At 60.1% G+C, this 10,832-nt stretch carries 9 protein-coding genes; 6 read left to right on the forward strand and 3 right to left on the reverse strand.

The window, feature by feature from the left end; all coding sequences use genetic code 11:
• Positions 1-6: 6 nt before the first annotated feature.
• Complete coding sequence (locus ACTQXO_RS06945; protein ID WP_441032905.1) at positions 7-771, forward strand: amino acid ABC transporter ATP-binding protein; 765 nt, start codon at positions 7-9, stop codon at positions 769-771.
• Between the two features lie 87 nt (positions 772-858).
• Complete coding sequence (locus ACTQXO_RS06950; protein WP_427718223.1) at positions 859-1,668, forward strand: gamma-glutamyl-gamma-aminobutyrate hydrolase family protein; 810 nt, start codon at positions 859-861, stop codon at positions 1,666-1,668.
• A 71-nt stretch (positions 1,669-1,739) separates the two neighbouring features.
• Here ACTQXO_RS06950 and ACTQXO_RS06955 read toward each other — a convergent pair whose 3' ends face one another.
• The gene (locus tag ACTQXO_RS06955; RefSeq protein WP_441032909.1) at positions 1,740-3,620 is read right to left on the reverse strand and encodes an HD domain-containing phosphohydrolase; all 1,881 of its coding nucleotides are present in this window, start codon (positions 3,618-3,620) and stop codon (positions 1,740-1,742) included.
• Positions 3,621-3,831: 211 nt separating this feature from the next.
• Complete coding sequence (locus tag ACTQXO_RS06960; RefSeq protein WP_154514885.1) at positions 3,832-4,629, reverse strand: alpha/beta fold hydrolase; 798 nt, start codon at positions 4,627-4,629, stop codon at positions 3,832-3,834.
• A 225-nt stretch (positions 4,630-4,854) separates the two neighbouring features.
• Between ACTQXO_RS06960 and ACTQXO_RS06965 the strand changes: the two genes are divergently transcribed.
• From ACTQXO_RS06965 to ACTQXO_RS06975, 3 genes are all read left to right on the forward strand, one after another.
• Positions 4,855-5,631 carry a radical SAM protein gene (locus ACTQXO_RS06965; protein ID WP_441032913.1) on the forward strand — a complete coding sequence of 259 codons (777 nt, stop codon included), beginning with the start codon at positions 4,855-4,857 and terminating at the stop codon, positions 5,629-5,631.
• A 169-nt stretch (positions 5,632-5,800) separates the two neighbouring features.
• Positions 5,801-6,688, forward strand: coding sequence for a type I methionyl aminopeptidase (gene map / locus ACTQXO_RS06970; protein ID WP_441032916.1), 888 nt, complete (start codon positions 5,801-5,803; stop codon positions 6,686-6,688).
• 123 nt (positions 6,689-6,811) lie between these two features.
• Positions 6,812-7,753 (forward strand): D-2-hydroxyacid dehydrogenase, encoded by a 942-nt coding sequence (locus ACTQXO_RS06975; protein WP_441032919.1) that lies wholly within the window; start codon positions 6,812-6,814, stop codon positions 7,751-7,753.
• A 286-nt stretch (positions 7,754-8,039) separates the two neighbouring features.
• On the opposite strand, the gene ACTQXO_RS06980 is transcribed toward ACTQXO_RS06975, so the two are convergent.
• Positions 8,040-9,425, reverse strand: coding sequence for a M18 family aminopeptidase (locus ACTQXO_RS06980; RefSeq protein ID WP_441032922.1), 1,386 nt, complete (start codon positions 9,423-9,425; stop codon positions 8,040-8,042).
• Positions 9,426-9,586: 161 nt separating this feature from the next.
• On the opposite strand from ACTQXO_RS06980, the gene ACTQXO_RS06985 reads away from it, so the two are divergent.
• A complete protein-coding gene (locus ACTQXO_RS06985) occupies positions 9,587-10,672 on the forward strand; it encodes a carcinine hydrolase/isopenicillin-N N-acyltransferase family protein (RefSeq protein ID WP_441032925.1) in 1,086 nt (361 codons plus the stop codon).
• The last annotated feature ends 160 nt before the right edge of the window (positions 10,673-10,832 follow it).

Consider the following 10,832-nt stretch of genomic DNA (forward strand, 5'->3'; position numbering starts at 1 on the left):
AGCACCATGGCACAGAGCACCTCTTCCACCGGCAATCAGCCGCTGATCGAGCTCAAGCACGTCGATAAGCACTATGGCGATCTGCACGTCCTCAACGACATCAATCTCTCGGTCGACCGCGGCGAGGTCGTCGTCGTGATCGGCCCCTCGGGCTCGGGCAAGTCGACCATGTGCCGAACCATCAACCGCTTGGAAACCATCAACTCGGGCGAGATCCTCATCGAGGGCGAGCCCCTGCCGCAGGAAGGCAAGGACCTTGCCCGTATGCGTGCCGAGCTGGGCATGGTGTTTCAGCAGTTCAACCTGTTCGCACATATGACCGTGCTGCAGAACGTCATGCTGGGACCGGTCGACGTGCTGGGCGTCTCCAAGGACGAGGCCCGCGAGCGCGCCATGGACCTGCTGGGCCGCGTGGGCGTTGCCGAACAGGCCGATAAGGTGCCCGCACAGCTCTCGGGCGGCCAGCAGCAGCGCGTAGCCATCGCCCGCTCGCTTGCCATGCAACCCAAGGCCATGCTTTTTGACGAGCCCACGAGCGCCCTTGACCCCGAGATGATCAATGAGGTGCTCGAGGTCATGGTCCGTCTGGCCCAGCAGGGCATGACGATGATCGTCATTACGCACGAGATGAACTTTGCCCGCCGCGTGGCCGATCGCGTCGTGTTTATGGCCGACGGCCAAATCGTGGAAACCGGCACGCCTGACGAGTTCTTCGACCACCCCCAGACCAAGCGCGCCCAGGACTTCCTCAACTCCATCAAGGGCCACTAACCAGCAACCCCGTGGGACAAATCCATTGAAAGTGTTGTCCCACGTCTTTCATGCGCCCTGTCATCTTCAGATTCGAAAGCAGCACCCATGATCGGAACACGTACCTCCTCGTCCTATACCCCGCACGTCGACGTTGCCCCCGCCGACCGCCCGCTCATCCTGGTGGCGCCGCGCTGGGAAGAGGCAAAGCCGTTTTTAAGCGAGACGCTCTCCCCCAACGAGGAAATCGCAAGTGTCTTTGTCGATGCCATCCTTGCCGCCGGCGGCCTGCCGCTGCAGATGTCCATCACCGAGGACATTGAGGTCATCCGTCATTACGTCGATATCGCCGACGGCATCGCCATTCCCGGCGGCCCCGATGTCAATCCCAAACGTTGGGGCGATGATCGACCCTACGACCCCACCCTCTGCTGCGAGATCCGCGATAGCTTTGAGTTTAAGCTGGTCGACGAGGTACTCCGCGCCAAAAAGCCGCTCTTTACCACCTGCCGCGGCACGCAGCTGCTCAATGTCGCCACTGGCGGCACCCTGTGCATGGACGTACCGAGCCTGGGCGCTCGCGAGGGGCGCACGCAGTGGCGCCATACCCACGTGCTCAACGACCCTGTGCATCCCGTCGAGGTCGTGCCGGGCTCGCTTCTGGAGCGCGCGGTTGGCGGGCACAGGCTTATCCAGACCAACTCCGCACACCACTGCTGCGTCGAGCGTCTGGGTAAGAGCACGCGCTTGGTCGCCAAGGCAACCGACGGCGTTCCCGAGTGCATCGAGGTCGAAGGCCAGCCTTTCTGCCTGGGCGTGCAATGGCATCCCGAGTACACCTGGCAGACGCTCGAGACCGACTTTAACCTGTGGAAGTCGTTTGTCGAGGCGGCGGCCAAGGTAAAGCAGGCCCGCTAGTTTACGAACCGCACAACAGACAAGGACGCCCCGCCGGCCACATGGTCCGACGGGGCGTCCCTTTGCCTAGCTTAAACCGAAGGGAACGCGACAACGTCCGCAGGACGCTCCAGCGTCTCGGCAATGCGATCGCGCACTTCGAGCAGACACTCGATAAGCAGCGGATTGAAAGCGCCGCACTCACCGTCCAGAATCATCCGAATCGCCTCTTCTTGCGAAATGGCGTCCTTGTACACACGCACGCTCGTCAACGCATCGTACACATCGGCCACCGAGACCACCTGAGCGGCAATGGGGATATCGTCGCCCTTAAGACCGTCAGGATAGCCCGTACCATCCCAACGTTCATGATGCCAGCGGGCGATTTGGTACGCATAGTCCAAAAGGGCACTTCCTTCATGGTTTCTGCCCAGATTGCGCAGCATGTCGGCGCCAATGGTAGTATGCGTCTTCATTATTTCAAACTCTTCGGGCGTCAGACGTCCGGGCTTGTTGAGAATCGCATCGTCAATCGACATCTTGCCGATATCGTGCAGCGCCGACGCCAACGCAATCGAAGAACGCTCCTCGTTGCCAAGAGAGTACTTGTCGCTCCGTCGCGCCAAGTCGCCAAGCAGCAGCTCAGTCAACTTCTCGATATGCGTGACATGCCTGCCGCTTTCGCCATTACGGACTTCCATGACGCTCGCCATGATGTCGACGAGTATACGGCTGTTATTGACGCGCGCATTGTACTGCTGCGACAGCAGACTCGTCAGACGACGCTGTTTGGCATACAGTCGAATAATATTGTTGACGCGACGACGCACAATTCGGTCATCGAACGGGCGACTGATATAGTCCGAGGCGCCCAGCTCGTACGCGCGCAGAACCATATCATCGGAATCTTCGCTCGAAATCATGATGACAGGTAGATTGTCACTAACCGATCGGCGCGACAGATCGGCCAGCACCTCAAAGCCGCTTACGCCCGGCATGACAATATCCAGCAGCACAAGCGACAACTCATCGCCATAGCGGTCGACCATGTCGAGCGCCGCACGACCGTTATCAGCCTCGAGGATGCAATACTCATCCTTAAGCATCTCGTTGAGAATGGCTCGGTTCATCTCGGAGTCATCGACAATAAGCACCAAAGGCTTTTCGCTTTGGAAGGTCTCGATGGAATCGGCATCGGTCACGACCGTACCGGCTTTTGCCTTAGCGCGGCTCAATAACTGGACGGCGCGGCCAACGCCCTCATCGACCGTCTCGCCATGAATGAGAACGCCACCAACACATGCCGTCAAGCTCGCGTGCTCATGGCCCGGAATAATCGTGGCATGAACGGCATCGGATACCTGATGCAGGCGACGGGTGAAGTCATCGGAGGGAATATTGGGCATGACAACCACAAACTTGTCGCAGCCATAGTGCACAAGCTCGTCAGTCGAACGGATTCCGCTGCGCATTGCTGTCGCCACAGCACCGAGCGCAAGGTCGCCGGCATGACGGCCACACGTATCGTTGAAGACCCTAAAATCATCAAGGTCGATCATCGCAACGCCGGCATTCATGCGGGCGCTACGGAGCTTTTCCTCGTAATATCGGCGATTGCGCACGCCCGTCAGCACGTCGGTGTAGACAAGGTCCTCTTCTGTGGCCTCTTGCTCATCAATCGGACGCACCATCAGCAAGACGTGAGGCTCGCCCTCGACCTTTAGAGGGCGCAGACGGGCGCGGTACTCAACACCATCATTGAGCAGTTGCTCCGATACCTCATCGGAGTCTTCCAAGGCCTCAAGACTCGACTGACGCAGACAAGGGCAGCGATCGCCGGCGAGCAAGCAGTTAGGCTCGCTCTTAATCTGATCGGCCGACAGCAAACGCACCACGGGGTAGGTCTTCGCGACGCGGGCGACCTCAGCGGCAGCCTCCTCGTCGGTTAGATTTGCCTCGTGATTATTGAGCATATGGGGCCCTTTCTATCGTCACGCACGGCAACGGCGCATATCAAATGATACAAGGGTATCATCTAACAGCTGCAGGCAAATGCGCGATTATCGTTGCATTTTTATGACCTGGCAAACAGCGGTAATGGAGCCGCGGGCGCACGGCTATGGGCGCATTCGTTAACAATGACGAAACGCCAACAGTCCCCCTCCCCGCAGGTCATCGAGCGCGCTAACGCTCCAAGACATCGCGAACGGCGTTTGCCGCCGTAACGGGACGATCGCGCAGACCGTTATGCGCGCCCGGGATCGTCACGAGGGGGCAATCGAGATATTCGGCAGCCGCTCGCGTACCAGCCTCGCGGGGCGTACCGACCGAAAGCTCGCCGAGAAGCACAGCAGCAACGGACTTCGATGCGCGGACACTATCCCAATTGGGAACGTAAGTCATATTTGTTCCGTATTCATTGGCCATGAAGCAACGACCATTGCGCAGGGCATGTTTGGCTTCCGCTTCGGTCGTCCCAGGAGCCTCGGGGTCCAAGTCGCCGAGGGCTCCCAAGAAAAGCCGGAGTGCCCTTGAAACCTTTCCAGCCGCAATCATATCGAGCAAAACCGGAGCTGCGCCCATGCCGACGCCTTCGGCCGACACAGCCGGCTCATGCAGAATCGCACGGGCGACGAGATGGGGTTCGGTGCGAAGAAGCTCCAGCGCCACCAACGTACCGGCGCTATGCGCAAGCACATTTGTCGAAGCGCCAACGTGTTCGATCACGGCCTGCAGGTCGGCGGCCTGAGTGGAAAGATCATAGCTGCCGTCTGCCGCTTCGCTGCTGCCACCACAGCCACGGCGGTCGTAGGCAATTACGCGGTAGTTGCGGCTGAGCTCACAAGCGATGCCGTCGAAAAATGTGCCGTCGACACAAGCACCGTGCACGCACACCAAGGCAGGAGTATCAGGCGACACATCCGGGCCGGCATATTCGCGACAGGCAATCGTGGTGCCCGCATTCTCGACCGTAAAATCCATGTTGTGCCCCCATCATCAATGCCCATCCAGTTGCGCGTCAGTACGGTTGGATGGACCCGCATTGCCTTATGCCTTGTTAACAGATTAACTGTACCCGAGCCGAGGCTTTTCATGGCACAGCATCATGAGCGACGTGAAAAAACGAAACTTGTAAAGCAGGAGCCCGCACCTTGTTTTGGAGCCGATGCTATGCTTAGGCACAATTGTCTAGAGGAGCATATGCCTATGTCTACGTATTTGAATGCCAGCCCCATCTTTGGGCCCGTCCGCAGCCGACGCCTTGGACTCTCGCTCGGCGTCAACATGATGCCTGCCAGCGGCAAGATTTGCACCTTTGACTGCATTTACTGCGAAAACGGACTCAACGCCGAACGCCCCTGCCACGAGTCACACAACACGGCTGCCGTGGTGCTCGACGCACTCGAAGCCAAACTACGCGAGATGACAGTCGAGGGTGAGCTGCCCGATGTAATCACGTTTGCCGGCAACGGCGAGCCCACCGCCGCACCGGAGTTCCCGCAGGCTATCGCCGGCGCTGTCGCGCTTCGCGACCAGTTGGCCCCGAACACCAAGATTGCCGTGCTTTCCAACGGCACGCGCGCCGACCGTCCCCAGGTGCATGATGCGCTCATGATGGTCGACGACAACATCCTCAAGCTCGATACGGTCGATCCGGCATTTATCCAGCTGCTCGAACAGCCCGTTGGTCCCTACGACGTCGAGCACCAGATCGAGACGTTCGCGAGCTTTGATGGCCACGTTATCATTCAGACGATATTCCTCACCGGCGAGTACCAAGGCAAGTCTATTGACAACACGGGCGACGAATACGTCGGCCCTTGGCTTGCGGCGCTCGAGCGCATTCGTCCGCAGGAGGCGACCATCTACACGGTGGCGCGCGAGACACCAGTCGCCGGCCTTGCTAAAGCGGCTCCCGAGACGCTCGACGCGATTGCCGCACGCGTGCGCGCCCTCGGCATCCCCTGCCAGGTGAGTTACTAGCACCCGTCTGCCCAAGAGCAGCTAATTTGGGACGGGGCTTTTTTGACTGCTTTTGGGAGCGATATGGGCGGCGCAAGGCCGCGCGGACAAAAGCAGTCAAAAAAGCCCCGTCCCAAATTAGCTGCTCTGCGGGTGGACTATACTAGCCTCGGATGAAAGGAAGTTAGCCATGTATGACAAAGGACCCGTGCCTGGCCGCAACGACGCTTGCTGGTGCGGCAGCGGCAAAAAATACAAGAAATGTCACAGCTCCTTTGATGAGCGCCTCGAGCGCCTGTGGGAAGAGGGCTGGAACGTCCTGCCCCGCACGCTCTATAAGACGCCTGCCGATATCGAGGGCATCAAGCGCTCGGCCGCCATCAACGTGGGCGTGCTCGATTATGTGGGTGAGCATATCACCGCGGGCATGACCACCAACCAGATCGACCAGATGATCTACGACTACACCGTCGAGCATGGTGGAACGCCGGCCGACCTCAACTACGAGGGCTACCCCAAGAGCGTGTGCACCTCGATCAATGACGTAGTCTGCCACGGCATTCCTTGCGATACGGACGTACTGCACGAGGGCGACATCATCAACGTGGACTGCTCAACGATCTTAGACAGCTATTTTAGCGACTCGAGCCGCATGTTCTGCATCGGCAAGGTCTCGGCCGAGCGCCAGCGCTTGGTCGACGTCACCCGCGCCAGCGTGGAGGCGGGTCTGGCAGCCGTCAAGCCATGGCTGCCGCTCTCCGTGATGGCCGAGGCCGTACAAAAGACGGTCGAGGACGCCGGCTTTAGCGTGGTGCGCGAGTATGGTGGCCACGGCATTGGCAAGGAGTTCCACGAGGACCCGTTTGTGGGCTTTACCACCGAGGCGCCCGACGTGGACACTATCATGGTTCCGGGCATGGTCTTTACTATCGAGCCCATGGTCAACGCCGGAGCACCCGACATTAAGATTAGCAAGGGCGATGGGTGGTGCGTGCGCACCAAGGACGGCAGCGACTCGGCCCAGTGCGAGGTACAGCTCGTGGTGACCGAGGACGGCTACGAGCTGCTGAGCTGGTAGCCGTAGATGCGCCAGATGCTGACGGGCACGCTCGTCTTACATCCGGCGTTTTATTTGAACGTTTTGCCTGATAAAACCTGCCAAAATAAACCTGTCCCTTTTTGGCAGGTTGAGCGGAGAGGAATGCTTGTGAACATCCTGGTTTTGCTGCCCGTCAACGACCGCCATCGTGCAATTCTTGAGTCGAGCGCTCCGGGCGAGGATTTTATCTACACGAGCGCCGGCGACATCACGCGCGAACAGGTCGCCGATGCCGACGTGATCCTGGGCAACATCGACCCTGACATGCTCACGGCATGCGACCATCTCCAGCTGTTGCAATTGCAGACCGCCGGCTATGACGACTACCTTGCCGCCGGCACCGTGCCGGCTGAAGCCAAGCTGTCTTGCTCGATCGGCGCCTACGGTCAGGCCGTGAGCGAGCACATGTTTGCCATGGTCCTTTCCATGATGAAGCGCCTGCCCGGCTATCACGACTTGCAGCGCGAGCATCGCTGGGAGGATTTGGGGCCGGTCACCTCGCTCAAAAACGCCAACGTGCTGGTGCTGGGCGCAGGCGATATCGGTGGCCACTTTGCCACGCTCTGCCGCAGCATGGGTGCGCACGTCCGCGGCATCAAGCGCCATCCGCTCGTCTACCCCATTGTGTTTGAGGACATGGACGGCATGGATGCCCTGTCTGAGCGCCTGGCAGAGGCCGACATCGTCGCATCCTTTATGCCCAGCACGCCCGAGACCCGCGGCCTGGCGAACGCCGAGTTCTTCGCCGCGATGAAACCGGGCGCGTTCTTTGCCAACGGCGGCCGCGGCGATCTTGTTGTTGCCGACGACCTGGTTGCCGCTCTGGAATCGGGACATCTCGCCGGCGCCGCGGTCGACGTCACCGATCCCGAGCCGCTGCCCGCCACAAGCCCGCTGTGGGATGCACCCAACATGCTCATCACGCCGCACGTCTCGGGTTGGTTCCACCTGGCCGCCACGCTCAATAACGTGGTCGACATCGCCGCGGAGAATCTGCGTCACCTGCTGGCTGGCGAAACTTTACGTTGTTGGATTGATCATTAGATTGTTCCGGCGTTTTACCAAACGCCGGAACCCCTCGACGCTGCGAGCCCGCCGTTTGGCCAATCTGCCGTTCAATTTCAAAGGCGCGACCAGAAGGTCAGCGCCTTTTCATTTCACGGCACCTTGGCTCAAACGGCGGGCTCTCGCTGACTTTTGCTCTACCTGCGGCGGTTCCGCTGGCGTCGGCTTCATCTGCAAGCCTTAGCAGCTCCGTCTTACCGTTGACATTGCGGCATTTGCCCAGATAAAACCTGCCAAAATAAACCCGTCCTTTTTTTGGCAGGTTTTAGAGCTCCACACTTTCGGCACCGTTGATGTTTAGGTCGCGCTTGTAGAAAGCCGTGAGGGCACGGATCGCGTACATCACGTCGCGCACACCACCGGTCTCGTAGCTCGAGTGCATGGCCAGCTGCGGCAGGCCCACGTCCACGGCGTGCATACTCGCCTGCATATTGGACAGATTGCCGAGCGTGGAGCCACCCGCCATATCGCTCTTGTTGGCAAAGGTTTGCGTGGGCACGTCTGCGTCATCGCAGATGGCCTGGAACACTGCGCGGCTAAAGGCATCGGTGCAATAGTGCTGGTTGGCGGCTTCCTTGATGACGATACCGCCGTTGAGCACGACCTGGTTGTGGGCATCGCACTTCTCGGCGTGGTTGGGATGCACGGCGTGCGCGTTGTCGCAGCTCACGAGCATCGAGGCGGCAAGCGCACGGTGGTACGACTCGTCATCAAAGCCCAGCGACCCGTTAATGCGACGCAACGCATCGGCCAAGAACGTCGACATGGCGCCCTGCTTGGTCTCGGAGCCAACCTCCTCGTTGTCGAAGCAGCAAAAGACCGAGATGTCATGCGCATTCTCGGCGCCCAAAAATGCCTGCAGCGAGGTGTAGGCGCAGGCTAGGTCGTCGAGCTTGGGCGTCGAGATAAACTCGTCGGCCCAGCCCCAAATGCGCGCGTCCTGACGATTGACCAGGAACAGATCGCGGCCCAGAATCTGCTCGGGCTCGACGTCCAGTTCGTCGGCGATCAGAGCATCAAAGTCGCCCTGCTTAAGCTCGCCGGCGCTGATGAGCGGGCACAGGTCGACAGCGCGGTTGGGTGCAAAGCCCTCATTGACGCCACGGTTCATATGGATAGCAAGGCTCGGAATGATAGCGACCTCGCGCTCGGTGGCAAGCAGGCGGCTCTCAATACGGTCGCCCTCGCGCACCAGCACGCGTCCAGCCAGCGCCAACGGGCGATCGAACCAGGTGTAGTCGATCATGCCGCCGTAGGCCTCGGTGTTCAGGCGCAGCGTCTCGCCCGCGCCGTCGAGCTCGGGCACGGCCTTGACCTTAAACGTCGGAGAATCGCTGTGCGACGCCGTGAGCTGAAAATGATAGTCGCCGGCAACGCCGTCCTCGCCCCACGTCGCGGCCAGGTCCTCGCCCACCTTAAAGGCGATAACGCTCGAGGTGTTGCGCTGCGTGTAATAACGCCCGCCCGGCTCGATGTCCCACGCCGCATTCTCGGGCAGGTAGGTAAAACCCGCCTCGTCGAGCTCGGCCATAATGGTCGCCGCCGTATGGAACATGCTGGGGCACGCCTCGATAAAGTCGATAAGGTCGTTGGCGGCCTCGATATCGTCGGCCGTCACATGCGCGCGCTCGGGCGTTTCCTGATCCGTCATGCTCTCCCCTTTCGCTGGGTTGATGGTCCCCTCCAGCATACCCCGCCACGCCAGCGCCGCACTCTTCATTCCATGTTTAATCCCATGCCGCTCACTAGGTTGAGCCATCATGCCCGCGCTCCTTTTGCGATAATTACGCTAACAGGACGAGAGGAGCCGTCATGAAGCCACGTAACATTGCCATCGCCTGCGGTGTCGCGGGAGTCGCCGTCGGCCTTGCCGCTGCCACCGGTATCGTTTACCGCAAGCAAATCAAGTCCGCCGCGTCGCTCAAACGCTTGACCGGCTACGCGGATGGCTATGACCTGTACGCAATCGACATCGCCTACGACTACGATCTTGATCGCATCATCGCCGCTGGCGTGCGCGACGACCAGGCCTACATCGATGCCGTGGTGGCGCAGGTGCTGCCCGGTGTGCCGGCACATGTCCAGGCTCCCCAGTTTGCCTGCAGCGCTTTTGTCGCCGTAGATGCCGAAGGCCGCGTGCGCACCGGTCGCAATTACGACTTTAAGGACGACACCTCGGCGCTGCTGGTGCGCAATCACCCACGCGGCGGCTATGCCTCCATCGGGTTTGCCGCCCTTAACAACCTGGGCGATAACACTCCGCTTGACTCCATCGCCGGACGCGCCGCCGCACTCATGGGTCCGTTTGCCCAGCTCGACGGTATTAACGAATGCGGCGTGTCCGTTGCCGTACTCACCCTGGATTCCAAGCCCTGTGACCAGGACACGCAACGCCCTGTCATCAATACCTCGCTCGCCATCCGTCTGGTACTCGACCGTGCCGCCACCACACAAGAAGCTGTCGACCTGCTTTCCGCCTACGATATGCACGCCATGGCAGGACGCGATTATCACTTCTTTATCAACGACGCCACCGGTGACGCGCGCGTAGTAGAGTGGGATCCGCACGATCCGGACCGCGCTTTCAAAGCGACTCCTGTACGCCAGGTTACGAACTTCTACCCCTGCTATGGCGACGAAGTGCTGCCCAACCAAAAGAACGGCGAACTGGGCCATGGTAAAGAGCGCGCCATCGCAATCGCCGATGTCCTTGACGCCCATGTCGGTGCCCAGGACGAAACGATTGCCTGGGAAGCCCTGCGCGCCGCAGCGCAAGAGCCCAATCCGGAAGACATCACCAGCAATACGCAATGGTCGGTCGTCTTTGACAATACCGAACCCGCCGCCGCTATTACGCTGCGCCGCCACTGGGGCGACGTCGACGCCTTCGCACTGTAAGGAGCCAGGCCCGTCGACCTTCCGCTCGCCTGACGTTGTTTACATTTCTATGGTTGATTTCCGATCTCAACCGAACACATTGAGCTGACGGCACGCTCCCGCAGTTAACCGAACGCCCCCGAGGTCCTATCCGGGACCCGGGGGCGCCATTTTCCCAGTT

The organism is Collinsella sp. LCP19S3_D5 (assembly GCF_052121415.1).
GTDB lineage: Bacteria > Actinomycetota > Coriobacteriia > Coriobacteriales > Coriobacteriaceae > Collinsella.

What these genes read in the sequence shown, in the direction of transcription:
- ACTQXO_RS06945 (WP_441032905.1), top strand. Translation starts at nt 7, where the DNA reads ATGGCACAGAGCACCTCTTCCACCGGCAATCAGCCGCTGATCGAGCTC.
- ACTQXO_RS06950 (WP_427718223.1), top strand. Translation starts at nt 859, where the DNA reads ATGATCGGAACACGTACCTCCTCGTCCTATACCCCGCACGTCGACGTT.
- ACTQXO_RS06955 (WP_441032909.1), bottom strand. Translation starts at nt 3,620, where the DNA reads ATGCTCAATAATCACGAGGCAAATCTAACCGACGAGGAGGCTGCCGCT.
- ACTQXO_RS06960 (WP_154514885.1), bottom strand. Translation starts at nt 4,629, where the DNA reads ATGGATTTTACGGTCGAGAATGCGGGCACCACGATTGCCTGTCGCGAA.
- ACTQXO_RS06965 (WP_441032913.1), top strand. Translation starts at nt 4,855, where the DNA reads ATGTCTACGTATTTGAATGCCAGCCCCATCTTTGGGCCCGTCCGCAGC.
- map (WP_441032916.1), top strand. Translation starts at nt 5,801, where the DNA reads ATGTATGACAAAGGACCCGTGCCTGGCCGCAACGACGCTTGCTGGTGC.
- ACTQXO_RS06975 (WP_441032919.1), top strand. Translation starts at nt 6,812, where the DNA reads ATGCTTGTGAACATCCTGGTTTTGCTGCCCGTCAACGACCGCCATCGT.
- ACTQXO_RS06980 (WP_441032922.1), bottom strand. Translation starts at nt 9,425, where the DNA reads ATGACGGATCAGGAAACGCCCGAGCGCGCGCATGTGACGGCCGACGAT.
- ACTQXO_RS06985 (WP_441032925.1), top strand. Translation starts at nt 9,587, where the DNA reads ATGAAGCCACGTAACATTGCCATCGCCTGCGGTGTCGCGGGAGTCGCC.